The sequence below is a fragment of the Schumannella sp. 10F1B-5-1 genome (genome assembly GCF_006517535.1).
Taxonomy (GTDB): Bacteria; Actinomycetota; Actinomycetes; order Actinomycetales; family Microbacteriaceae; genus Schumannella.
In genome coordinates, this window is sequence record NZ_VHQH01000036.1 from 430,529 (window position 1) to 455,609 (window position 25,081).

Consider the following 25,081-nt stretch of genomic DNA (forward strand, 5'->3'; position numbering starts at 1 on the left):
CCACGGCGCTCGTCTTTCACAACGCCTGAGTTTCCGACACCGGCCGCCGCTCAGGCGGGGATGCCCTCGGCGACGCCGTCGAGCTCGGCCAGCTGCTCGGTGGTCAGCGCGACCGCGCCGGCCGCGACGTTCTGCTCGAGGTGGTCGACGCCGACCGTGCCGGGGATCAGGAGCACGTTGGGGGCGTGCGCGAGCAGCCACGCGAGCCCGACCTGCGCGGGCGTCGCGTCGATCGCGGCGGCGACGCGCTGCACCGCGGGCTGCTCGGCCACCTTGGGCGCTCCGGGGAACGCCGAGCCGAGCGGGAAGAACGGCACCCACGCGATGCCGTGCTGCACGGTGAGGGCGAGCAGGTCCTCGTCGCCGCGGGCCACGAGGCTGTAGGCGTTCTGCACCTGCGCGATGCCGGCGGGCAGCGCCTGGGTCAGCTGCGCCGCATCCACGTTGCTGAGTCCGATCGCGCCGATCGTGCCTGCGTCGCGCAGGGCGATGAGCTCGGCCAGCTGGTCGTCGAGCGGAACGAGCTGGTCGCCGGTCGCGCGGATGCCGATGCCGGCGTCGACGCGACGCAGGTTGACGAGATCGAGGCGCTCGCGGCCGAGCGTGCGCAGGTTCTGCTCGATCTGGGCTCGCAGCTCGGCCGGCTTCTGCGCGACCGCGAGCGGCATCTCGGCGTCGGCGACGTGCACGGCGCCGACCTTGCTGACGATCGCGACGTCGGCGGTGTCGCCGAGGGCGGCCTGGATGCGCTGGTTGGCGACCCCGTCGCCGTAGAACTGGGCCGTGTCGATGTGGTCGACGCCGAGTTCGACCGCGCGACGCAGCACGGCGGTCGCGTCGGCGTCGGAGACGGGCGGGCGCCCGGGCAGGCCGCCGAGCTGCATGGCGCCGTAGCCGACGCGGGCGACCTCGCGGGGGCCGAGGGCGAAGCGTCCGCCGGGGGCGACGGCCGGCGCAGCGGAGGCCGGCGCAGCGGGGGCCGGCGCCGCGGCGTCGGTGTCGGGAGTCGGGGTGGGAGTCGTGCGGTCGTTCATCGTGATCCTTCGCTAGAGGGGAGGGCAGGGGTGCGGATCCGGGCGTGACGGACGGATCCGTGGGATGATGACGAGACGGAGGAACCTCCGCTTACGCCACGCTAACACAATCGGAGGAGCCTCCGCTTATGGTCGACTCGACGACCGCCGATCCGGCGACCGCAGCTTCGGCGACGGCAGCCCCGGTTGCGACGCAGGCCACCGCGCGACCCGCCGCGACCGCCGACGCTCCCCCCACCCCGCGCCGCCGCGCCGACGCCCAGCGCAACCGCGACGCCCTCGTCGAGGCCGCCCGCTCCGCGTTCACCGAGGGCGGCGCCGACGCCTCGCTCGAGGCGATCGCCCGCCGCGCGGGCGTGGGCATCGGAACCCTCTACCGGCACTTCCCGACCCGCTCGTCACTCGTGAGCGCCGTGCACGAGAGCGGTATCGACGCGCTGACGGCGTCGGTCGAGCCGCTGCTGGCCGAGCATCCGCCGGCCGTCGCCCTGCGTCGCTGGCTCGACGGCTACACCGAGTTCTTCTCCACCAAGCGCGGGATGGCCGAGGCGCTGCGCGAGGCCGCCGACGCGGGCGCGCTGTCGCCGACCAACACGCACGCGCGGGTGACCGCATCCATCGACGCCCTGCTGAGCGCGGGCAAGGATGCGGGGGAGATCCGCGACGACGCCCGCGCCGACGACGTGACGACCGCGCTCGTCGGGGTGTTCCTCAGCACACGGGATGCCGCGGACCCCGCGCAGGTGGGTCGCCTGGTCGAGCTGGTGCTGGCGGGGATCCGCGCGTGACCGCCGCGCCCGCCTGCCCCGCCTGCGGCCGGGAGACCGAAGCCGCCGTCGGCGTCTGGTGGTGCGAGCCGTGTCGTCGGGTGGCCGCCGAGATCGGCTGCTGCGAATGAGCGACGACCCGCGCATCGCGGCGGCGCGCGCCGCGATCGAGAGCACCGTGCGCACTCTCGCCGAGGCGGACGCCCGCACCGAGCTGCGCGCCGAGATCGTCGAACCGCGCCGGGTGCTCGGCGTGCGGCGCTCGCCGCAGCTGCATCCGCGCGGTCGCGTCTGGCGTCTCGGGGTCCTGCTGCTCGACGACTCCGGTGCCCTCTTCGCGACCGGCGCGAGCGTGCGCGCCGCCGATCCGAAGCACTTGGCGCTGCAGTCGAGCGTCGCGTACCAGCGCCGCGAGGTGAAGGTCATGGCCCGGGCCGCCGGCGTGCCCGACGGCGAGACGATCGACCTGGATGCGCTTCCCCTCGACCTGGCCGAGCTGACGCCGGCCGAGCCGAACCTGGGGCCGCTCGTGCTGGCCGATGACGGCGTGCGCGTGCGCTGGGCCCCCGGTGCGGCGACCGTGCCGCTCGACGCCTACCTGCGCGAGCGCGCGGAGCTGCTCGCGCATCCGCTGCCCGGCTCGGTCGACTAGCCCGGTCTGCCGGCGACCGGGCGACCAGCCGGGCATCCACCGCGCATCCCGCTCGCTTCCGGCCAGCATCCAGGCACCGCGGCCTAGGATTCCGGGGTGTCCGTGCCCTTCCCGATCGTGCGCCGTCGCGTGCGCCGCAGCCCTCTGCTGCTCGGGCTGGTCGCCGTCATCGCCTTCGCCGCCGCGCTCGTGAACGCGGGCTCGGCCGCGGGCTTCCCCTACCGCTCGCCGCTCGAGGGCCTGTTCAACGCCCTCATCACGATCGATCTGGTCGTCATGGCGGTGATCCTCGGCGGCAGCGCCGTGATCCTGCTCATGAAGGCGAACCGCGGCGAGGATGCGGTGGTCGAGCGCATCGTGATCGACTCCACCGGCGCCCCCGTCGTCGACGAGCGCGAGCCGGTTCCGGTCATGTCGATCGTCGGCGCGCTGCTCATCGGCGTCACGGCGGTCGGCTGGGTGATCCTCGGCGGCGTCCCCGTCGTCGCGGCGATGATCCTCGGCCACGCGATCAAGTACACGGCCGCGGTCGGTCCGCTGGCCCTGTTCGGACTGCTCTGGGTGCTCGGCATCTGCTTCGGCGCCCTCGGCTTCCACCGCGCCGAGAGCGCGCGCAACCGCCTCTTCTCGGCACTCGCGATCGCGGGCGGCGTGATCCTGATGGCGCCGGCGGTCGGCTTCTCGATCCTCTACGCGGCCGGCGTCACGAACTGACGGCGCGCGACCACGCGTCACCGCCGAGCCGCGTCACCGCCGAGCCGCGACACCGCCGCGCTGCAACACCGCTGTAACAGCCGCTTGCTAGGCTGACCGCGAAAATCGAACATCGGCCGCACGCGCGGCGGGAGAGTCCGGCTCGACCGGACACCGAAGGAGCAAGCCTCCCCGCCAATCTCTCAGGTCACAGCACCGCCGCGCGAGGCCACTCTGAAAAGCGTCCACCCCGGTGGGCCGCCCACGGTGAAAGCGCCCACCCGGCGTGAAACTCTCAGGCACCATGACAGAGGGGGAGTCCCGTCCACGGCCCACGTGCTCCACGGAGGACTCCTCGATGACCGACACCGACCCCACCGCATCCGGCGACACCCCCGACGGCCCCGGCCCCGACGCCGCTCCCGCGCTGCGCCGATCGCCGCTGCACGCGGCGACCACCGCGGCCGGCGCCAGCTTCACCGACTTCGGCGGCTGGGACATGCCGCTGCGCTACGGCTCCGACCTGGCCGAGCACCACGCCGTGCGTCAGGCGGCGGGCCTCTTCGACATCTCGCACATGGCCGAGTTCGGCGTCGGCGGCGCGCAGGCGGCGGCGTTCCTGGATGCAGCCCTCGCCGCCGACGTCAGCGCCATCGCCGTCTCGCGGGCGAAGTACACGATGATCCTCGCCGAGGACGGCGGCGTGATCGATGACCTGATCGTCTACCGCAACGCCGAGGACGAGTACCTGGTCGTCGCCAACGCCGGCAACCACGACGCCGTCGCGACGGCGCTGGGGGAGCGCATCCACGGCTTCGAGGCGACCCTGACCGACGCGACCGACGCGCTCGCGCTGATCGCGGTGCAGGGGCCGGTCGCCCGCGAGATCCTCGCCGCGACCGACGAGCTCGAGCACGACGACGCGAAGGCGATCGGCCACACGCTCGACACCCTGCCCTACTACGCGTGCATGGGCATGACGTTCCAGGGCCGGCCGCTGCTCGTCGCCCGCACCGGCTACACCGGCGAGGACGGCTTCGAGCTCTACGTCGACGCCGCGACCGCGCCGCTGCTCTGGGATGCGCTGCTCACCGCCGGCGCCCCGCTCGGCCTCGTGCCCGCGGGCCTCGCCGCGCGCGACACGCTGCGCCTCGAGGCCGGGATGCCGCTCTACGGCCACGAGCTCGGGCTCGACATCCAGCCCGCCCAGGCCGGACTTGGGCGCATCGCGCCGCCGAAGACCAAGACCGCCGACTTCGTGGGTCGCGCCGCCGTCGGGGCCGGACCGGCCGCCGATGCGCGCGTGCTCGTCGGCCTCGCCGCCGAGGGGCGTCGCGCCGGACGCGCAGGCTACGCCGTGCTCGACGGCGACGCGACCGTCGGCGAGATCACGAGCGGGGCGCTCTCGCCCACGCTCGGCCACCCGATCGCCCTCGCCTTCGTCGACCCCGCCGTCGCGGCCGTCGGCCAGACCCTCGACCTCGACGTGCGCGGCAGCCGCATCCCGGCCCGCGTCGTCGCCCTGCCCTTCTACTCACGGAAGAAGTGATCATGTCCGACCTCAAGTACACCGCCGAGCACGAGTGGGTCGCCGTCGACGGCGACGTCGCCACCGTCGGCATCACCGCCTACGCCGCCGACAAGCTGGGCGACGTCGTCTACGTCGACCTGCCCGCCGCCGGCTCGAGCCTCGCCTCGGGCGCGATCGTCGGCGAGATCGAGTCGACCAAGTCGGTCGGCGAGCTCTTCGCCCCCGTCGACGGCGAGGTCGTCGAGGCCAATCAGGCCGTGATCGACGACCCGTCGCTGGTCAACTCCGACCCGACCGGCGCGGGCTGGATGATCCGCGTGCGCTTCACCGAGCTGCCGACCCTGCTCAGCGCGGAGGAGTACGCCGCGCTCACCGCCGAGTGAGCGCCGCGCCGGGCCCCCGTCTGGGCGAGCTGTTCGCCGACCGCCACATCGGCCTCGACCGCGCCGCCGAGCAGCACATGCTCGACGCCGTCGGCTACGCCTCGGTCGACGCGCTGATGGATGCGGCGGTGCCCTCCGGCATCCGCCTGCAGCCGGGCGAGAACGACGGCACCGCGGCCCTGCCGCCCGCCGCCACCGAGCGCGAGGCCCTCGCCGAGCTGCGCGCTCTCGCCGACCGCAACACCGTGCGCCGATCGATGATCGGTCTCGGCTACTACGGCACGGTCACGCCCTCGGTGATCCAGCGCAACGTGCTCGAGAACCCGAGCTGGTACACGGCCTACACGCCCTACCAGCCCGAGATCTCGCAGGGGCGCCTCGAGGCGCTCATCAACTTCCAGACGATGGTCGCCGACCTGACCGGGCTCACGACCGCGAACGCGTCGATGCTCGACGAGAGCACCGCCGTCGTCGAGGGGATGCTGCTCGCGCGCCGCGCGTCGAAGTCCGCGTCGACCGCGTTCCTGGTCGACGCCGACGTGCTGCCGCAGACCCGCGCGCTGCTGCAGCACCGCGCCGAGGCCGTGGGCATCGAGCTGCGCTTCGCCGACCTGGCGGACGCCGCCGCGGCCGCCGGCGACGGCTCGAGCGCCACGGGGCTCGACGACGCCGACCTCGACGTCTTCGGCGTCTTCGTGCAGTACCCGGGCGCCTCCGGACGCCTGTGGAACCCGAGCGCCGTGTTCGCCGCCGTCAAGGAGCGCGGCGGCATCGCCGTCGCCGCCGCCGACCTGCTGGCGCAGACGCTCGTCGCCGCGCCCGGCGAGCTCGGCGCCGACGTCGCCGTCGGCAGCTCGCAGCGCTTCGGCGTGCCGATGGGCTTCGGCGGACCGCACGCCGGCTTCATGGCTGTGCGCGCGGGCCTCGAGCGCCAGCTGCCCGGCCGCCTGGTCGGCGTCTCGCTCGACGCCGCCGGCCACCCCGCCTACCGTCTGTCGCTGCAGACGCGCGAGCAGCACATCCGGCGCGAGAAGGCAACGAGCAACATCTGCACCGCGCAGGTGCTGCTCGCCGTCATGGCGTCGATGTACGCCGTGTACCACGGCCCCGCGGGGCTCAAGCGGATCGCCCATCGCGTCAATCGCACGGCCACGCGCCTCGCCGACGCGCTCGGCGACGCCGTCGTGCACGGCTCGTTCTTCGACACCGTGCAGGTGCACGTGCCGGGCATCGCGCACCGCGTCGCCGCCGACCTGCGCGACCTCGACATCCTCGTGCACGTCGTCGACGACCTCACGCTGCAGGTCAGCGTCGACGAGACCACGACCGACGCCGAGGCGACGACCGTCGCCCGCGTGATCGGCGCGGCGCTCGGCCGCCCCGAGGTGGCGCTGCCGGTCAAGGCGGCGCTCGTGAGCGTGCCCGCCGAGCTCGTGCGCACGAGCGAGTACCTCACGCATCCCGTCTTCGACACGCACCATTCCGAGACCGGCATGATGCGCTACCTCAAGCACCTCGCCGACAAGGACTACGCGCTCGACCGCGGCATGATCCCGCTCGGCTCGTGCACGATGAAGCTCAACGCGGCGACCGAGATGGCCGCCGTCACCTGGCCCGAGTTCGCCGACCTGCATCCCTTCGCCCCCGAAGCCGACGTGCACGGCTCGCTCGAGCTGATCGAGCAGCTGCAGTCGTGGCTCGCCGCCGTCACCGGCTACGACCGCGTCTCGCTGCAGCCCAACGCGGGCAGCCAGGGCGAGCTCGCCGGGCTCCTCGCGATCCGCGGCTACCACCTCAGCCGCGGGGATGCGCAGCGCACGATCTGCCTCATCCCGTCGAGCGCGCACGGCACCAACGCCGCCAGCGCCGTGCTCGCGGGCATGCGCGTCGTCGTCGTCGCCTGCACCGAGACCGGCGACGTCGACCTCGACGACCTGCGCGCGAAGATCGCCCAGCACGCCGACGAGATCGCGGCGCTGATGATCACCTACCCGTCGACGCACGGCGTCTACGAGCACGAGGTGCGCGCGATCACGGACGCGGTGCACGCGGCCGGCGGGCAGGTCTACGTCGACGGGGCGAACCTCAACGCCCTGCTCGGCTACGCCCGCTTCGGCGATTTCGGCGGCGACGTCTCGCACCTCAACCTGCACAAGACCTTCTGCATCCCGCACGGCGGCGGTGGTCCCGGTGTCGGCCCGGTCGCGGCGAAGGCGCACCTCGCGCCGTTCCTGCCCGGTCACCCGCTGCAGCAGCGCGACACGATCGACCGCGGCGGCGCATCTCTGCCCGACCACCACAACATCGTCAGCGCGGCGCCGTACGGCAGCCCGAGCATCCTGCCGATCTCGTGGTCGTACGTGCGCATGATGGGCGCCGACGGGCTGAAGCGCGCCACCGGCGCCGCCGTGCTCGCGGCGAACTACGTCGCCGTGCGGCTGCGCGACGCGTTCCCCGTGCTCTACGCCGGCGACAACGGGCTCGTCGCGCACGAGTGCATCCTCGACCTGCGCCCGCTGCGCGAGGCCACCGGCATCACGGTCGACGACGTCGCCAAGCGGCTCATCGACTACGGCTTCCACGCGCCGACCATGTCGTTCCCCGTCGCGGGCACGCTCATGGTCGAGCCGACCGAGAGCGAGGACCTCGCCGAGCTCGACCGCTTCGTCGAGGCCATGATCGCCATCCGGGCCGAGGCCGACGCCGTCGCCGCGGGGGAGTGGTCGAAGGACGACAACCCCCTCGTGAACGCCCCGCACTCCGCCGAGAGCGCGATCGTCGGCGAGTGGACGCACCCCTACGACCGCGAGCGCGCCGTCTATCCGGTGCACTCGCTGATCGCCGGCAAGTACTGGCCGCCGGTGCGCCGGATCGACCAGGCCTACGGCGACCGCAACCTCGTCTGCGCGTGCCCGCCGGTCGAAGCCTTCGCCTAGGGGCTCAGGCTCCGACCGGCGGGCCGGCTGCGCCTGGCTGTGCTTGTCAGCCGCTCCTGCGGAGCGCGGCCGGTGGAGGCGTTCGCCTCGGGCACTCGCATCTCCCTGGGCGGCGCTACACCCCGAAGAGCTGGGGGAACGTGGCGGCCGCCCAGGGGTAGCCGACGAACACGACCGCGTCGATGATCGTGTGCGCGATCACGAGCGGCAGCACGCGCTTCGTGCGGGAGTAGAGCCACCCGAAGATCAGCCCCATGATCAGGTTGCCGACGAAGCCGCCCCAGCCCTGGTAGAGGTGGTAGCTCGCCCGGAACAGCGCGGCCGACACGATGATCGCCCAGCGGTTCCACCCGGCCTGGCCGAGCCGGGCGAACAGGTACCCGATGACGATGATCTCCTCGGTCGCTCCCGCGCGGAACGCCGAGAGCAGCAGCACCGGGATGGTCCACCAGTGCTCGCTCAGACCGTTCGCCTGCACGCCCACGGCGAGGCCGAGGGCGCGGGCGCCGAGGTAGACGCCGATGCCGCCGGCGCCGATGACCACCGCGAGCCCGAGCCCCTGCAGCGCATCCCGGCCGGGCTTTGTGAAGTCGATGCCGAGCCGGCCCAGGTGCGGGCGGCTCGCGCTCCACAGCAGGAAGCAGACGAGCGCGACGGGCACCAGATCGCCCGCGATCGAGAGCAGCTGATAGAGCAGGTCGAAGATCTCGCGGTCGCTGCGCGAGGGATTGAGGGTCGTCGTCTGATCGCGCAGCGGCCCGCGGGTGCTCGCGTCGATCAGCTGCACGATCGCATACAGCGCCGACAGCCCGAGTGAGAGGCCCAGCACGATCGCGACCTCGGCATGGATGCGGGCGCGGCTCACCCGAGCATCGTACGGTCCGCATCCTGGCCGACACCGGGATGCGCGCCGCACTCCCGCGCGGCCTCGCCCACGCCATCCGGCCCACCGGCGCTACCCCCTCATCCACGCACGAATCCGCCGAATCGGGGTACATTCCGGCGCATTCGTGCAGCTCGCGCAAGATCCTGCGGCGATCATTTCCGACAGGTAACGTTTACGCCGGGGATTTGGCCGGGGTACACGACCGACCTATCGTTTCCCCAGGACACGGCGGCGTGCTCTGCATGCGCGCGTGCCGTGAAGCTTTCTGCACAGGAGGAACATTGCGAATCTCTCGGATGGGGGCGATCGTCGGCGGCATCGCCCTGGCGACCACCGTCGCCCTGGCCGGCTGCTCCACGGGGGGCGGTTCTGATTCGGGCGCCAGCGGGTACATCACCGCGAACGGCTCGGAGCCCCAGAACCCGTTGATCCCGACGAACACCAACGAGGTCGGCGGAGGAAAGATCCTCGACGCCATCTTCGCGGGTCTCGTCTACTACGAGGCGGACGGCACCCCCGTCAACGACCTCGCCGAGTCGATCACCTCGGACGACCAGCAGACCTACACGATCAAGATCAAGTCGGGCGAGAAGTTCTCCAACGGCGAGGAGGTGACCTCCGACTCGTTCATCAACGCGTGGAAGGACGGCGCGCTCCTGTCGAACGAGCGCCTCAACTCCTACTTCTTCGAGGACATCGAGGGCTTCAGCTACGACGAGGACAGCGACCTCACCGGTCTGAAGAAGGTCGACGACCAGACCTTCACGGTGACGCTGAAGTCGAAGCTCGCGGACTTCCCGCTGCGTCTCGGCTACTCGGCCTTCTACCCGCTGCCCACCGAGGCGTTCGACTCGGACGGCAAGGTCACCAAGGCGTTCGGTGAGAACCCGATCGGCAACGGCCCGTACAAGCTCGACGGCGGCAAGAAGGCCTGGCAGCACGACGTGCAGATCGACCTCGCCACCAACAAGACCTACACCGGCGGTCGCAAGGCCGACAACACGGGTCTGACGATCAAGTTCTACGCGACGCTCGACGCGGCGTACCAGGACCTGCTCGGCGGCAACCTCGACGTGCTCGACGCCCTGCCCGAGTCGGCGTTCTCGACCTTCAAGAGCGACCTCGGCGACCGCGCCATCAACACCCCCGGCGCCGTCTTCCAGTCGTTCACGATCCCGTCGGACCTGACCAACTACACCGACCAGAGCGCCTTCGCCCACTTCGTGGGTGACGAGGGCAAGCTGCGTCGTCAGGCGATCTCGTACGCGATCGACCGCGACACGATCACCGACAAGATCTTCGATGGCACCCGCACCCCGGCCGAGGACTTCACCTCGCCGACCATCGCGGGCTTCAAGAAGGACATCCCCGGTTCCGAGGTGCTGAAGTACGACCCCGACAAGGCCGCTGAGCTGTGGGCCCAGGCCGACGCCATCTCGCCGTGGTCGGGCAGCTTCTCGATCGCCTACAACACCGACGGTGGCCACAAGGCATGGGTCGACGCGGTCTGCAACAACCTGAACAACAACCTCAAGGGGATGGACTGCTCCGGCAAGGCCTACCCCACGTTCGCTCAGGCGCGCACGCTGATCTCGAAGAACGACGCCGGCAAGCGCGACATCACGACCGCGTTCCGCAGCGGATGGCAGGCCGACTACCCCGGTCTGTTCAACTTCCTCGGACCGCTGTACGCGACGAACGCCAGCTCGAACGACGGCGACTACTCGAACCCCGAGTTCGACAAGCTGATCCAGGAGGGGTCGGCCTCGGCTGACACCGACGCGGCCAACGCCAAGTTCCAGCAGGCCGAGGAGATCCTGTTCCAGGACCTCCCCGCCATCCCGCTGTGGTACCAGAACACCGTCGGCGGCTACGGCGAGAACGTCGAGAACGTGAAGGTCGACTGGCACAGCGTTCCGATCTACTACCAGATCACCAAGAAGTAGTCTCCGACTCCTTCTCCCCGTGGGGCGGCAGCGTCAGCTGCCGCCCCACACCCGTGAAACCCGCACGAAGGAAACCTTCCTCATGACCCGACGTCCGGCCAGCTGATCCCATGGTCTTCTACGTCATCCGCCGAATCCTGCAGGCGATCCCTGTTCTGATCGGCACCACGTTCCTCATCTACTTCCTCGTCTTCGCGATGCCGGGCAACCCGGTGCAGGCGCTCTTCGGCGACAAGACGCCGAACCCGGCCCTGCTGGCGGAGCTCGAGAAGCAGTACCACCTCAACGAGCCGTTCATCGTGCAGTACCTCTATTACCTGCGCGATGTCGTCACCGGGAACTTCGGCGTCTCGTTCTCGGGCCAGTCGGTCAACGACGTGCTCGCCCGCACCTTCCCGGTCACCGCGCGCCTCGCGCTCATGGCGGTCGTCATCGAGATGGTCGTCGGCGTCACGATCGGCCTCGTCGCGGGTCTGCGCAAGGGCAAGCTGTTCGACCTGAGCTCGCTCGTGATCAGCCTGCTGTTCCTCTCGGTGCCGATCTTCGTCATCTGCTTCATCGGGCAGTTCTTCCTCGGCTTCAAGCTGGGCTGGTTCCGCACCACGGTGGGCGCCGACGCCTCGATCCCGAACCTGATCCTGCCGGCGATCGTGCTGGCCTCGTCGCTGGTCGCGATCAACATCCGGCTGACGCGCGGATCGGTCATCGAGACGCTCAACAACGACTTCGTGCGCACCGCGTACTCGAAGGGCCTCTCGCGCCGCCGCGTCATCCCGGTGCACGTGCTGCGCAACTCGCTCATCCCCGTGACCACGCAGCTGGGCGCCGACTTCGGCATCCTGCTCGTCGGCGCGACCGTGACCGAGGGCATCTTCAACGTGCCCGGTGTCGGCAACACCCTCTATCAGGCGATCATCCGAGGCGAGCGACCCACCGTCGTGTCGTTCGTCACGGTCATGGTGCTGCTCTACCTCGTGGTGAACATCATCATCGACCTGATCTACGCCGTGCTCGACCCGAGGATCCGCTATGTCAAGTAACACCGCACCGCGCCGCAGCGCGGACCACTTCGTGGCGCCCGTCTCCGAGACGCCCGTCGCCGCCATCGATCAGGTCAAGCTCTCGGGCCAGCGCAGCAACCTCTGGACCGACGCCTGGCGCGATCTGCGCCGCCGCCCGCTGTTCTGGGTGTCCAGCATCTTCATCCTGCTGTTCATCGTCGTGGCGCTGTTCCCGACGCTGTTCACCTCGGTTCCGCCGAACGCCGGATGCCAGCTCGTCGACAGCAACGCCGGGCCCTCGGCCGACCACATCCTGGGCCTGACCAAGCAGGGCTGCGACGTCTACTCGCGCATCGTGCACGGCGCCGGCGCCTCGCTCGCGGTGGGCTTCATCGTGATCGCGCTGTCCGGCATCACTGGCGCCATCATCGGCTCGATCGCCGGCTTCTTCGGCGGCTGGGTCGACAGCGTGCTGATGCGCCTCGGCGACATCTTCTTCTCGATTCCCTACATCCTCGCCGCCGTCGTGATCATGTCGGTCTTCTCGGCCTACGTGAACGTCTTCGTCGTGGCACTCGCGATCGGCGCCTTCACCTGGCCGTCGACCGCGCGCGTCATGCGATCCGAGGTGCTGCGGGTCAAGAACAGCGACTTCGTCATGGCCGGCACCGCGCTCGGCCAGAGCCGCCTCGCGCTGATGTTCAAGCACGTGCTGCCCAACTCGATCCCGCCGGTGATCGTCGTCACGACGCTGTCGCTCGCCGCGGCGATCACGGCCGAGGCCACCCTGTCGTTCCTCGGCGTCGGCCTGCCCTCGGGCACGATGTCGTGGGGCAACGACATCTCGGCCGCGCAGTCGGACCTGCGCAGCAACCCGGCCACGCTGATCTATCCCTCGCTCGCCCTCACCATCACGGTGCTCAGCTTCGTGATCTTCGGTGAGACCCTGCGCGAGTCGCTCGACCCGAAGGCGCGTGCTCTGCGATGACCGACACCCGAACCCCGCTGCTCGAGGTCAAGGACCTCGAGGTCGCGTTCCGCACGCAGCGCGGCAGCGTCAAGGCCCTCAACGGCGTCAGCTTCACGATCGAGCACGGCGAGACCGTCGCGATCGTGGGCGAGTCCGGATCGGGCAAGTCGACGACCGCCGCCGCGATCATCAACCTGCTGCCGGGAACCGGTCAGATCACGAACGGCCAGGTGCTGTTCGAGGGCCAGGATCTGGCGAAGGCCAGCCGCTCGCAGCTCGAGCACGTGCGCGGTCGCGGCATCGGCTTCGTGCCGCAGGACCCGATGTCGAACCTCAACCCCGTCTGGTCGGTCGGCTTCCAGGTCGAGGAGACGATCCGCGCCAACGGCGTGGCCACCTCGCCCCGCGACGTCAAGAAGAAGGCCGTCGAGGTGCTCAAGCAGGCCGGCCTCGACGACGCCGACAAGCGGATGCGCCAGTTCCCGCACCAGTTCTCGGGCGGCATGCGCCAGCGCGTGCTGATCGGCATCGGCCTCTCGGGCGACCCGAAGCTGCTCATCGCCGACGAGCCGACCTCGGCCCTCGACGTGACCGTGCAGCGGCGCATCCTGGATCACCTGGGCACCCTGACCGGCGACGCCGGCACCGCCGTGCTCTTCATCACGCACGACCTCGGCCTCGCCGCCGAGCGTGCCGAGAAGCTGATCGTCATGTACAAGGGCGACATCGTCGAGGCGGGCCCCTCGCTCGAGGTGCTGCAGAACCCGCTGCACCCCTACACGCAGCGTCTGATCGCGGCGGCGCCGAGCCTGGCGTCGCGGCGCATCCAGGGCTCGGAGCAGAAGCTCGGCGAGCTGAAGCACGACACCGAGACGGATGCCGGCAGCGTCGACCTGATCACCGCGGCCGAGGAGCGCGCCGAGCACCTCGCCGCGAACCCGAGCGAGCCGGTCATCCAGATCCGCGACCTCACGAAGGTGTTCAAGATCCGCACCGGCGGCTTCCGCAGCGTCGACTTCACCGCGGTCGACAAGGTGAGCTTCGAGATCCCGAAGGGCACCACCACGGCGCTCGTGGGGGAGTCGGGCTCGGGCAAGTCGACGGTCGCGAAGCTGCTGCTCGGCCTCGAGAGCGCGACCTCCGGGTCGATCTCGGTCGGCGGGCGCGACATCACGACGCTGAACCGGCGCGAGCTGTTCCGCCTGCGTCGCACGATGCAGCCGGTCTTCCAGGACCCGTACGGCACCCTCGACCCGCTCGTGAACATCGGCAACACGATCGCCGAGCCGCTCAAGATCCACGGCGTCGGCGACCGCGACTCGCGGCGCGACCGGGTGACCGAGCTGCTCGAGCAGGTCGCGCTGCCGGTCGAGCTGGCCGACCGCTACCCGAATGAGCTGTCGGGCGGTCAGCGTCAGCGCGTCGCCGTGGCGCGCGCCCTGGCGCTCAAGCCCGAGATCATCGTGCTCGACGAGGCCGTCTCGGCGCTCGACGTGCTCGTGCAGGCGCAGATCCTGCAGCTGCTGGCCGAGCTGCAGAGCGAGCTCGGGCTGACCTATCTGTTCATCACGCACGACCTCGCCGTCGTGCGCGTGATCGCCGACAACGTCTGCGTCATGCAGAAGGGGCGCATCGTCGAGCAGGCGTCGACCGACGAGGTCTTCGCCTCGCCGAAGGAGCAGTACACGCGCGATCTGCTGGATGCGATCCCGGGCGCCGGCATCAAGATCGGCGTCTGAGTGATCGGCGTCTGAACACAGCGCACCACGACGAAGGCCCTCCCGCAGAAGCGCGTGAGGGCCTTCGTCGTGCGAGAGCGATCGCGCGACCGCGCCCGGGTCAAAGCGTGAGCGCGGGCACGAGCAGGAGCAGCAGCCCGGCGGTCACCGCCAGGATCCACCAGTCGATCCGGATGCGCGGCGCCTCGCCCGCCGGAGCCTCCGAGCTCACCACGCCCGCGCGGTCGTCGCGCTCGGCGGCGGCAGCACGCCAGCGCTCGATCACGAGGTCGGTCGGCGGCAGCGCGTTGCGGGAGCGGCCACGGCGCGCCGCCTGCTCGCGCTGGTCCTCGGCGACCGCCCGCGGCGCGCGGTCGAGACCGGCCGCCGGTGCGCCCCAGGAGCGGATCAGCCGCCCGTCATCCAGGTGCGCGCGCAGCTGGTACCGGCTCTCGAGGTGGTCGATGCGCTGCCACGGCAGCACGAAGCGGCGCCAGACGTTGACGATCTCGAGCCTCTCGCGCGTCACGACCACGCTCGGGCGCACGAGCACCGCGAACACGAGCCAGGCGCCGAGGGCGAGCCAGGGGAGCGCCCGCAGCGCCACGCCCCACTGCGCCCGCACGATCGCGTCGCCGAGCAGGAACACCGCCAGCGCGCCGACGGCGACGAGCAGCCAGATCGAGCTGGGGGAGCGCAGCACGAGGCGCTCGCGGGCACGGCGTTCCGCCGCGGAGTCGGTCATGCTCTCAGCCTGCCATGCGCCGCGTGGGCAGGAGCCCTGCGCGAAGGCGAGGGCCCCCGATCACACGGCGACGTCGAAGCGCTCCTCCTCGGCCCAGTGGCAGCGCACGTCGCGGTCGTGCACCGAGCGCGGGGCCGGGTCCTCCTCGGCGCAGCGGCGCTGACGATCCTCGGGCAGCAGCTTGTAGAGCGGGCACCGGCTGCGGAAGGGGCATCCGGTGATCTCGTCGAGCGGCGACGGCAGGTCGCCCTGCAGCAGCACCCGGCTGCGCGTGCGCTCGACCTGCGGGTCGGGCACCGGCACGGCCGAGAACAGCGCCTGGGTGTAGGGATGCCGCGGGTCGGAGAAGATCAGGTCGGCCGGGCCGTACTCGACGATCCGCCCGAGGTACATCACGGCGACGTCGTCGGCGATGTGCCGCACGACCGCGAGGTCGTGGGCCACGAACAGGTACGACAGGCCGAGCTGCGCCTTGAGGTCCTCGAGCAGGTTGAGCACGCCGGCCTGCACCGAGACGTCGAGCGCCGACACCGGCTCGTCGAGCACGAGGATCTTCGGCTCGACGATCAGCGCGCGGGCGATGCCGATGCGCTGACGCTGCCCGCCCGAGAACTGGTGCGGGTAGCGGGTAGCGAAGCTCGGCTCGAGGCCGACCAGCTCGAGCATGTGCGCCACCCGGCGGCGCTGCTCGTCCTTCGGGACGTCGACCACCGTCAGCGGCTCGGCGATGATGTCCTCGACCGACATGCGCGGGTCGAGCGAGGCCATCGGGTCCTGGAACACGATCTGGATCTCGCTGCGCAGCTTGCGCCGGTCGGCCGCGGTCAGCGTGGCCGTGTCGACGCCGTTGACCGAGATCGTGCCGTGCTGGGCCTTCGCCAGCTCGAGCAGCTCGAGGATCGTCGTGGTCTTGCCCGACCCCGACTCGCCGACCAGCCCGAGCGTCGTGCCGCGGTCTACCGAGAACGTGACGCCGTCGACGGCCTTGACGGTGCCGATGCGGCGACGGAACACCGTGCCCTTCATGACCGGGAAGGTGCGCTTGACGTCCTTCAGCTCGACGACGGGGGCCGACTCGGCGCGCGCCACCGGGGCGACCGCGACCTCCTCGGGGCGCGGGAAGATATCGGGCCGGCGCAGCGTGCCGGCGGCGATCTCCTCGGCGCGGATGCACGCCGCCGTGTGCTCGGCGGCGCCCGCGACGGGCGCGAGCGCCGGCTCGCCCTGCCGGCACGCGGCGAAGGCAGCAGGGCAGCGGTCGGCGAAGGGGCATCCCGTCGGGATCGTGGTCAGCAGCGGCGGGCGGCCCTCGAGCGGCACGAGGCGCTCCTCGCGCGGCGCCGCCATGTTCGGCATCGAGCGCAGCAGCCCGACCGTATAGGGCATGGCCGGCTCGGTGAACAGCGTGTCGACCGGAGCCTGCTCGACGATGCGGCCGGCGTACATCACGGCGACGCGATCGGCGTTGCCGGCCACGACGCCGAGGTCGTGGGTGATGAGCACGACGGCGGCGCCCGTGATGTCCTTCGCGGTCTGCAGCACCTCGAGGATCTGCGCCTGGATCGTCACGTCGAGCGCCGTGGTCGGCTCGTCGGCGATGATCAGCTTCGGGTCGTTCGCGATCGCGATCGCGATCATCGCGCGCTGGCGCATGCCGCCCGAGAACTCGTGCGGGAACGAGTCCACGCGCCGCTGCGGGTTCGGGATGCCGACCACGCCCAGCAGCTCCACCGCGCGGGCGCGGGCGGCCTGGTTCGAGATCGAGCGGTCGTGCAGCTTCAGGCCCTCGATGATCTGCTGGCCGATCGTGTACACCGGGGTCAGCGCCGACAGCGGGTCCTGGAAGATCATGGCGATCTCGCTGCCCCGGATGCGCGACAGCTCGCGATCGTCGAGGTCGAGCAGCTCGCGGCCGTCGAAGCGGATGCTGCCCGAGACCTGGGCGCTCGACGGCAGCAGGCCCATGACGGCGGTCGACGACACCGACTTGCCCGATCCGGACTCGCCGACGATGCCGAGGAACTCGCCGCGGTTGACCTCGTAGCTGACGCCGCGCACGGCGTGGACCGCCGACCCCTGCCCGCCGAAAGTGACGTGCAGGTCGTCGACGCGGAGGAGGGGCTCAGTCACGGTTGGCTCCGGAGGTCGGGTCGATGGCGTCGCGGAAGGCGTCGCCGAGCAGGCTGGTGGCGAGCACGGTCGCGATGAGGGTTGCAGCGGGCAGGGCGAACAGCCACGGGCGGGTCACGGCGGCGTTGCTGTAGCTCGCCAGCAGCGAGCCGAGCGATACGTCGGGAACCTGGATGCCGAAGCCGAAGTAGCTCAGCGTCGACTCGAAGATGATCGCGGCGCCGACGCCGAGAGTGGCGTCGATGATCAGCAGCGAGGCGACGTTCGGGATGATGTGCCGCCGGATGATCGTGAACGGCTTGACGCCCATGTACCGCGCGGCCTTGACGAAATCGCGCTCGCGCAGCGACATGGTCTGTCCTCGCACCACGCGGGCCATGATCATCCAGCTGAAGACCGAGATCAGCACGACGAGCGCGATCCAGCTCAGTTGCTTGAAGACCGGGCTCACCAGGACGAGGATGAAGAACGACGGGATCACGAGCAGGAGGTCGATGATCCAGACGATCACTCGATCCGCGACTCCGCCGAAATACCCCGCGATCGCGCCGACGAGGCCGGCGATCAGAGTGGCGAGCGGTCCGGCGATGAGTCCGATGATGATCGACTTCTGAAGGCCGACGAGAGTCTGCGCATAGACATCCTGGCCGATGTCGTTCGTGCCGAACCAGTGACCGTTCCCGGGAGGCGCGCCGAACGCCAGCACGTCGGAGTCGGTCGCGTTGTACGGAGCGAGCAGCGGCCCGACGAAGGCCCAGAGCGCGATCAGCGCCAGGGCGATCGCGCCGATCCAGGCGCGCTTCGCGCGGAACGTGCGTCGCAGCACGCCGTGGCGCATGTCAGGCTGCCGGGCCTCCGCTACTTCGGATTCGGTATCGACAGTGGTGGTCGTCGGGTCGGTCGACGTCATCAGACCCTCACTCTCGGGTCGAGGGCGGCATAGAGGAAGTCGGCGAGCGTGCCCGAGATGAGCACGAGGATCGAGGTGAAGAGGATCGTGCCGGCCGCCGCATTGATGTCGTTGTTGCGGATGCTGGTGATCAGGTACTCGCCCATTCCGTGCCAGCTGAACGCCAGCTCGGTCACGCTCGCGCCGGTCAGGATCAAGCCGAATGAGTAGGCGAAGAAGGTCGACATCGGGATGAGGGCGACGCGCACGCCGTGGCGGATCATGGCCGAGCCGCGGGTGCGGCCCTTGGATCGCGCGGTGCGGATGTAGTCGGCGCTCATCACGTCGAGCATCGCCGAGCGCTGGTAGCGCGAGTACGACGCGACGGCGAAAACCGTCAGGCTGATCGTCGGCAGCAGCAGATGCACGATGCGGTCGCCGAGGATCGTGAAGAATCCGCCCGTGAGGCCCGGCGTGTACTCCCCGGTGAAGTTGAATATCTGGGAGTCGGTGGTCCGGTTGATCGCCGTCGCGGTGATCATCAGCAGTACTGCGAGGACGAAGACGGGTGTCGCCAGGATCACGAAAGATGCGTAGGTCGTGATCTGATCGGGCGCCTTGTACTGCCGGACCGCACCCCAGACTCCGATGGCGATCCCGATCAGCGCGCCCAGGATCGTGCCGATCACGAGGAGCCGGAGGCTGGTGCCCGAGCGGGCGAAGATGTCGGCGGTCACCTCGGTGCCTCGCGAGCTGGTGCCGAGCGAGCCGGTCGTGACGAGATTCACGATCCAGTTGCCGAGGCGCACCAGCAACGGCGTGTCGGGGTTCACCCCGAGACGACTGAGCGTCGTGTCGATCGACGCCTGGGGGACCGGGGGGTTGCGGCCCAGGAACCGCGCCTCGGGGTTCAGGGTGCTGCTCACGAGCAGGTACCCGAGGATGGTCGCCACGGAGGTGAGGGCCAGATAGTTCAGCAGCCTCTTGAGGAGGAATCCCGCCACGTCACGCCTTCCTGCACGGTACGTCGGTCGCTTCGTCGCGACACGGAAAACCTACCGTCTGCTCGGGGAACGAGGGCACAGCATGGTCGGCCGCGACATCGTCGAGTCTCAGCGGCCCGTGTTTCCGGGCCGTTTCCCCGATGGTTCAGCAAGATAACAAAACGTCATCGGGAATGGGTCTACCCCCGACAGGGGTGCATAGTGTTCGGAACGACCCGACCGAGCCGTGCGCCGATCGCGTGCGTCCTGGGGCGGGTCGGGGCATCCATCACGAAAGGATCTTCCATGGTCTCCATGCGCAAGCCGGGGCTGGTGATCGCCTCGCTCGCGATCGCCGCCGTGGCACTCACCGGCTGCACCGCCGGTGGCGGCACCGACGCCAGCACGGCACCCAGCGACGACGTCAAGCTGCCCAGCACCGGCTGGGCGAAGGCGGACTACGACCAGGTCAAGGACGGCGGCACGGTCACCCTGCCGGTCGACGCGATCCCGGCCAACTGGCAGCTGTACAACCTCGACTCGGGCACCGTCGACGACGCGCTGCTCACGACGGTCTACCTCCCCGGATTCATCACCATCAAGGAAGACGGCACCTGGGAGCCCAATAAGGACTACGCCGAGTCGGTCGAGCTGACCAGCGAGGATCCGCAGGTCGTCGAGGTGAAGATCAACCCGGCCGCGAAGTGGTCGGACGGCACCCCGCTCTCGGCCGACGACGTCTCCGCCACCTGGAACGCGCTCAAGAGCCCCGACTCGGAGTTCGCCCCGACGTCGAGCAACGTCTGGGAGGACGTGGAGTCGGTTGAAGCCGGCGCCAGCGCTCAGGACGTGAAGATCACCTTCGCCAAGACGAACGCCGACTGGGCGTCGGTGCTCGGCACGATCTACCCGAAGTGGGCCGTGGACACGCCCGACCACTTCAACAATCTGTGGAAGAACGGGCCTGTCGCCGCTGACGGCACCACCTACGTCTCGGGTGGTCCGTTCATCGTGCAGTCGATCGACGCGAACGCGCAGGTCGTCACCTTCGCGAAGAACCCCGCCTGGTGGGGTGAGCCCGCCAAGCTCGACTCGCTGATCTTCAAGACGGTGTCGCGCAACGGCCTCGCGCAGGCGTTCGCCAACAAGGAGATCGACGCCTTCAACCTCTACGGCTCGGCCGACAACCTGAAGACGGCCGAGGGCCGATCGGATGCGGAGATCCAGCGCTCGCTCGGAACGACCTTCCGCCACGTGACCCTCAACGGCACGTCGTCGGTCTTCAAGGACGTCAAGGTGCGTCAGGCCTTCGCCAAGTCGCTGCAGCGCGACGTGCTGGCCCAGGCCATCCTGAAGCCCGTCGGCAGCCCGGTCACCGTGCTCGGCAACCTGGTGTACCTGCCGGGTCAGAAGGGCTACGAGGACGACGCGACCAGCGTCATCGGCTACGACGTCGACGCGGCCAAGAAGCTGCTCGAGGGCGAGGGCTGGAAGATGGACGGCGAGTACATGAAGAAGGACGGCAAGACCTTGACCGTGCGCTTCGTGATCCCGTCGGAGAACCAGAACTCGGCGAACATCGCGCAGCTCGTGCAGCAGCAGACGAAGGCCGCCGGATTCAAGGTGAACATCGACGTCGTGCCCTCGGATGACTTCTTCACGAAGTACATCACCACCGACGGCCGCGACTTCGACGCGACCTACTTCGCCTGGCAGGGCACGCCCTTCCCGGTGTCGAGCGTGAAGTCGATCTACTACCCGGCCAACGCCGGGCAGAACTTCCCGGGCGTCACCGACAAGAGCCTCGGCGCCGCCTTCGACAAGGCGAACAGCGAGCTCGACCCCGACAAGCGCATCGCCGATGCGCAGGCGATCGACAAGAAGCTCGTGAACCTGGTCTCGACCGTGCCGCTGTTCCCGGAGCCCTACGCCTACGGCGTGACCAAGGGCCTCGTGAACTACGGTCCGTCGCAGTTCGAGGTGCAGAACGTGCCGTGGAACCGCGTCGGCTGGAGCAGCTGACCGGCTCGCAGCACAGCTGATCACCGCGGCGGCGGCATCCCTCACGGGGTGCCGCCGTCGCGCTGTCCCCGGCGGCGCCGCGCCGGCTCCGGGCGTCGGCACCGGGGCAGACCGGGCTGTCGGCGCGCCCTTGTAGGCTGACCGGGATGAGGTTCCCCCGGCCCGCCGCCGCCGTCGTCGCGCTCGGCGCAGTTCTCGCTCTCGCCGCCTGCACGTCTCCGACGCCGGAGGTGCAGACCGGCGCCGCGCTCACGGTCAGCGCCGCCGGCACCTTCACCTCGGCCAACGCCCGCGCCGAGCACGCGCGCACCGCCGCGAACGCCGACGTCGGCTACCTCACCTCGAGCGGCTTCGGCTACTACGACCCGAGCGGGCAGCTCGTGCTCGACACCTCGTTCGGCAAGGCCGAGATCGTGAAGCAGGCGCCGTTCACGGTGCGCTACACCCTCGCCGATCAGGTGCAGTGGTCCGACGGCACCGCGATCGACGCGACCGACCTGCTGCTCACCTGGGCCGCCGAGTCGGGCGCGCTCGACAGCGACGACACCGACGGGCTCGTCGACCCCGCCACGGGGCTGCTGGGCGCCGACGCGCCCGCCGACACGGTGCGCTTCGGCGCTCCGGCCGGCGGCATCCTCGCCGCCGCGACGTCGACTCCGACGATCCGGGATGCGGGGCGCGCGATCGAGGTCGAGTACGCGCATCCGGTCGCCGGCTGGCAGATCGCGCTCGAGCCGAGCGTGCCCGCCCACGTGATCGGCGAGTCCGCCCTGAAGGCGGGGTCGGCGTCGGCCGGCTCGAAGGCCGTGCAGGCGGCGATCCGGGCGGGCTCCGGTGAGCAGCTCGCGGCCGTGGCGCGGGCCTGGGCCGGCGGATGGGACTTCACGGCGACGCCCGACGACGCCGACCTGCTGGTCTCGTCAGGCCCGTATCGCATCCAGAAGGTCGATGCCGAGACCGTCACCCTGATCCGCAACGACCGCTATCACGGGGATCGCGCCGCGCGGGTGCCGAGCCTGAGCCTCGTCTATCGCGCCGACCCGAACCAGTCGATCGCGGCGCTGTCGCAGGGCTCGCTCGATGTCGCGCGTCTGCGCATCGGGTCGGACTTCGCGGCGGTGTCCGGCGTCGAGAGCGCGTCGACCGCCGTCGGCTCGACCTCGCGCGTCGAGTACCTCGAGGTGAACACCGAGTCGCCGCGCAACGGCGCCATGCTCGACTCGGCGTTCCGCCGCGCCCTGCTTCTCGCGATCCCGCGGCAGGACGTCGTCGATCAGCTCTTCGACGGCGTCGGCACCGACGCCTCGCCCCTCGACTCCTGGGTGTCGGCGCCGGGCGACGGCGACTACGCCGACGCGGCCGCCTCGAACGGCTCGGCGGCCTACTCCGCGGATGCGAAGAAGACGCTCGACGACGTCCTCGCCGACGCGCGGGTCAGCTCGCGCTCGGTGTGCGTGCTCTACGACTCGACGAACCCGCGGCGCGTCGCGGCCTTCCAGATCATGAAGGCCGCCGTCGAGCAGTACGACATCGACCTGGTCGACTGCGGGGCGACCGACTGGCAGACGCGTCTCGCGCAGCCGTCGACCTGGGATGTGGCGCTGCGGTCCTGGGACTCGGCGCACGCGACCCGCCCCGGCGCGGTCGAGACCCTCGGCAGCGACGAGCTCGACGGCTCGCCGCTCCTGCAGCCCGATGACGAGATCGCCGACGCCGTCGATCGGGTCGCCGAGGCGACCACGACGACTGCGCACCAGAGCGCGCTGCGTGCCCTCGACTCCGCCCTGTGGTCGACCGACGACACCCTGCTGCCGCTCTACGCCGTGCCCGCGGTCATTTCGCACGGGCCGAAGCTCGGCGCCCTGAAGCCGAGTCCGCTCGCGCGCTCGGTGCTCTGGAACGCCTGGACCTGGCGAGCCGTCGCGGTCAGCTCGAGCCCGAGTCCCAGCTCCTCGTCGTGATCTCGCGCCTCCGCCCGGCCGTCCTCGCGGCCGCGGCCGTCGTCGTCGCGCTCCTCGCGGGATGCACCGGGGCGCCCCAGCCGCACCTGGTCGCCGGCAGCGCGGTGCGGGTCGGCGTCGACCAGCCGCTCACCTCGGCCAACGCGCGCACGTCACCGGCGCGCGGCAACGCGACCGATTCGGCGGTGGCCGGCCTCATCCGCGACGGCTTCGGCTGGTGGGGCGACGACGGCGAGTGGGTGGCCGACCGCGCCTTCGGCTCGGTCGACGTGGTCGCCGAGCAGCCGTTCACGGTGCGCTGGACGGTGAGCACCGGCGTCGCCTGGTCCGACGGCGTGCCGATCGATGCGGCCGACCTGCTGCTCGCGTGGGCCGCCGATTCGACCCGGCTGACCACGCCCGGCCTGCGCGTCGACGACTACGTCGACCCCGACACCGGTCGGCTCTCCGACGACCTGCCCGACGACGCGGTCTACTTCGACGGGGCGCGGTCGAGCGGTCTCGAGCACAGCACCGCGACCCCGACGGTCGGCGACGACGGCCGCTCGATCACGGTCGTCTTCGATCGACCGGTCACGAACCTGCCGGCGCTGATCGCCCCGGTCGTGCCCGCCCACCTGGCGGCGGAGGCGGCGCTGGGCACGCGTCATCAGCGCGATGGCGCCGACGCGAAGGCCGCCGTCATCGCGGCGATCGAGGGCGCCGACGCCGCGTCGCTCGCACCGCTCGCCCGCAGCTGGAACTCCGACTGGACGGTCGGCGACGAGGTGGATGCCCGCCTCGCGATCTCGTCGGGCCCCTACGCGCTCGAGACGGTCGCCGCCGACGGCTCGGCGGTGCTACGCGCCCGCGACGACTACCGCGGCACGCGGCAGCCGGGTGTCGACGAGCTCGACCTCCGCGTCGCCACCGACCCGCTCGCGGCCGTGAAGTCGTTCCGCGACGGCGACCTCGACGTCGTCTCACCGGAGCCGAGCGCCGACGTCGCCGCGCTGCTGCGCGATGACCCCGACCTCGACCCGGTCTTCGGCTCGCGGGGGCGCGTCGAGCACCTCGAGCTGCGCGCCTCGGGATCGCGGTCCGGGGTGTTCGACGATCCCCGGGTGCGCCGGGCCTTCCTCGCGGTCGTGCCGCGCGAGCGCATCGTCGCGGCGACGGCGGGGGAGGTCGATCCCGACGCGGAACCGGTGGCGGCGTCGCTGTTCCGTCCCGGCGCATCGGGGATGGCGGCCGGGAGCGCCGCGGCCGACCTGCCCGACGACCCCGACGTGGCGGCGGCGAAGCGGCTGCTGCGGCAGGCCGGCGAGAGCGCACCCGAGGTGTGCGTCCTGTTCGACCCCGACCGCGCCTCCCGGCGCACCGCCTTCGAGCTCCTCCGCGACGCGGCCGCGAAGGCCGGGTTCGTCGTGCAGGACTGCTCGACTCCCGACTGGGCCTCGCAGCTGGGCTCTGCCGGCGCCTACGACGCCGCCCTGTTCGCCTGGGACACGGCCGGCCTCCCGCCCGAAGGCCTGGCCGAGCCGTTCCGCAGCACGTCGGTCGCGAACTTCACCGGCTTCGGCGATGCCGAGAGCGATCGGCTCCTGGCGCGCATCCAGTCGGCCGCCGTGGACGGCGACACCGCCGAGCGCGACCGTCTGCTGGCCGAGCTCGAGACCCGCGTGGCGCAGGCCGCGGTCACGCTGCCCCTCTCGGCATCGCCCACCATCGTGCTCACGAGCGGCGCCATCTCGGGCGTCGTGGCCTCGCCCCTGACCGGCGGAGTGCTCGACGCGGCCTGGGCGTGGCGACCGACGGCCGACGACGGCGCGAGCGGGTAGACTGAGGGAAGGTC

Annotated in this window: 19 protein-coding genes and 2 riboswitches; of the genes, 13 read left to right on the top strand and 6 right to left on the bottom strand. The window is 70.8% G+C overall.

What is annotated here, in order from left to right:
* Positions 1-50: 50 nt before the first annotated feature.
* Positions 51-1,034, bottom strand: a complete 984-nt coding sequence (locus tag FJ658_RS07640) for an aldo/keto reductase (RefSeq protein ID WP_141144756.1) — start codon at positions 1,032-1,034, stop codon at positions 51-53.
* A 128-nt stretch (positions 1,035-1,162) separates the two neighbouring features.
* Here FJ658_RS07640 and FJ658_RS07645 point away from each other — a divergent pair, with 128 nt between their 5' ends.
* The 6 genes from FJ658_RS07645 (at position 1,163) to gcvP (ending at position 7,996) form a co-directional block, all read left to right on the top strand.
* On the top strand, positions 1,163-1,822 hold the full coding sequence (locus FJ658_RS07645) for a TetR/AcrR family transcriptional regulator (protein ID WP_141144757.1): 660 nt from the start codon (positions 1,163-1,165) through the stop codon (positions 1,820-1,822).
* A gap of 106 nt (positions 1,823-1,928) precedes the next feature.
* Entirely contained in the window at positions 1,929-2,453 is a 525-nt protein-coding gene (locus tag FJ658_RS07650; protein WP_141144758.1) for a hypothetical protein, read from the top strand.
* 96 nt (positions 2,454-2,549) lie between these two features.
* Positions 2,550-3,167 carry a hypothetical protein gene (locus FJ658_RS07655; protein ID WP_141144759.1) on the top strand — a complete coding sequence of 206 codons (618 nt, stop codon included), beginning with the start codon at positions 2,550-2,552 and terminating at the stop codon, positions 3,165-3,167.
* Positions 3,168-3,285: 118 nt separating this feature from the next.
* Positions 3,286-3,375, top strand: a riboswitch (glycine riboswitch).
* Positions 3,376-3,464: riboswitch (glycine riboswitch) on the top strand.
* Between the two features lie 40 nt (positions 3,465-3,504).
* Positions 3,505-4,695, top strand: a complete 1,191-nt coding sequence (gcvT, locus tag FJ658_RS07660) for a glycine cleavage system aminomethyltransferase GcvT (RefSeq protein WP_141144760.1) — start codon at positions 3,505-3,507, stop codon at positions 4,693-4,695.
* 2 nt (positions 4,696-4,697) lie between these two features.
* On the top strand, positions 4,698-5,060 hold the full coding sequence (gene gcvH / locus FJ658_RS07665; protein WP_141144761.1) for a glycine cleavage system protein GcvH: 363 nt from the start codon (positions 4,698-4,700) through the stop codon (positions 5,058-5,060).
* Positions 5,061-5,137: 77 nt separating this feature from the next.
* Positions 5,138-7,996, top strand: a complete 2,859-nt coding sequence (gcvP, locus tag FJ658_RS07670; protein WP_370454777.1) for an aminomethyl-transferring glycine dehydrogenase — start codon at positions 5,138-5,140, stop codon at positions 7,994-7,996.
* A gap of 115 nt (positions 7,997-8,111) precedes the next feature.
* On the opposite strand, the gene FJ658_RS07675 is transcribed toward gcvP, so the two are convergent.
* Complete coding sequence (locus tag FJ658_RS07675; protein ID WP_141144762.1) at positions 8,112-8,861, bottom strand: CPBP family intramembrane glutamic endopeptidase; 750 nt, start codon at positions 8,859-8,861, stop codon at positions 8,112-8,114.
* A gap of 317 nt (positions 8,862-9,178) precedes the next feature.
* On the opposite strand from FJ658_RS07675, the gene FJ658_RS07680 reads away from it, so the two are divergent.
* The 4 genes from FJ658_RS07680 to FJ658_RS07695 all read left to right on the top strand — a co-directional run bounded on the left by FJ658_RS07680 (position 9,179) and on the right by FJ658_RS07695 (position 14,538).
* Positions 9,179-10,828 (top strand): ABC transporter substrate-binding protein, encoded by a 1,650-nt coding sequence (locus FJ658_RS07680; RefSeq protein WP_141144763.1) that lies wholly within the window; start codon positions 9,179-9,181, stop codon positions 10,826-10,828.
* Positions 10,829-10,938: 110 nt separating this feature from the next.
* Entirely contained in the window at positions 10,939-11,868 is a 930-nt protein-coding gene (locus FJ658_RS07685) for an ABC transporter permease (RefSeq protein ID WP_141144764.1), read from the top strand.
* Positions 11,858-12,817, top strand: a complete 960-nt coding sequence (locus FJ658_RS07690) for an ABC transporter permease (protein ID WP_141144765.1) — start codon at positions 11,858-11,860, stop codon at positions 12,815-12,817. Before FJ658_RS07685 ends, FJ658_RS07690 begins: the two co-directional genes overlap by 11 nt.
* Positions 12,814-14,538: an ABC transporter ATP-binding protein gene (locus tag FJ658_RS07695; RefSeq protein ID WP_141144766.1), complete on the top strand. Its 1,725-nt coding sequence runs from the start codon at positions 12,814-12,816 to the stop codon at positions 14,536-14,538. The genes FJ658_RS07690 and FJ658_RS07695 overlap by 4 nt, the downstream gene beginning before the upstream one ends.
* Before the next feature lie 100 nt (positions 14,539-14,638).
* Here FJ658_RS07695 and FJ658_RS07700 read toward each other — a convergent pair whose 3' ends face one another.
* The 4 genes from FJ658_RS07700 to FJ658_RS07715 all read right to left on the bottom strand — a co-directional run bounded on the left by FJ658_RS07700 (position 14,639) and on the right by FJ658_RS07715 (position 19,285).
* A complete protein-coding gene (locus tag FJ658_RS07700) occupies positions 14,639-15,262 on the bottom strand; it encodes a PH domain-containing protein (RefSeq protein ID WP_141144767.1) in 624 nt (207 codons plus the stop codon).
* Positions 15,263-15,322: 60 nt separating this feature from the next.
* The gene (locus FJ658_RS07705; RefSeq protein WP_141144768.1) at positions 15,323-17,392 is read right to left on the bottom strand and encodes an ABC transporter ATP-binding protein; all 2,070 of its coding nucleotides are present in this window, start codon (positions 17,390-17,392) and stop codon (positions 15,323-15,325) included.
* Positions 17,385-18,218: an ABC transporter permease gene (locus FJ658_RS07710; protein WP_255447618.1), complete on the bottom strand. Its 834-nt coding sequence runs from the start codon at positions 18,216-18,218 to the stop codon at positions 17,385-17,387. Before FJ658_RS07710 ends, FJ658_RS07705 begins: the two co-directional genes overlap by 8 nt.
* Positions 18,219-18,301: 83 nt before the next feature.
* Positions 18,302-19,285, bottom strand: a complete 984-nt coding sequence (locus tag FJ658_RS07715) for an ABC transporter permease (RefSeq protein ID WP_141144770.1) — start codon at positions 19,283-19,285, stop codon at positions 18,302-18,304.
* A gap of 285 nt (positions 19,286-19,570) precedes the next feature.
* On the opposite strand from FJ658_RS07715, the gene FJ658_RS07720 reads away from it, so the two are divergent.
* From FJ658_RS07720 to FJ658_RS07730, 3 genes are all read left to right on the top strand, one after another.
* Positions 19,571-21,286 (top strand): ABC transporter family substrate-binding protein, encoded by a 1,716-nt coding sequence (locus tag FJ658_RS07720; protein WP_141144771.1) that lies wholly within the window; start codon positions 19,571-19,573, stop codon positions 21,284-21,286.
* A gap of 146 nt (positions 21,287-21,432) precedes the next feature.
* The gene (locus FJ658_RS07725) at positions 21,433-23,247 is read left to right on the top strand and encodes an ABC transporter substrate-binding protein (protein ID WP_141144772.1); all 1,815 of its coding nucleotides are present in this window, start codon (positions 21,433-21,435) and stop codon (positions 23,245-23,247) included.
* On the top strand, positions 23,244-25,067 hold the full coding sequence (locus FJ658_RS07730) for an ABC transporter substrate-binding protein (protein WP_141144773.1): 1,824 nt from the start codon (positions 23,244-23,246) through the stop codon (positions 25,065-25,067). The genes FJ658_RS07725 and FJ658_RS07730 overlap by 4 nt, the downstream gene beginning before the upstream one ends.
* Positions 25,068-25,081: the final 14 nt, after the last annotated feature.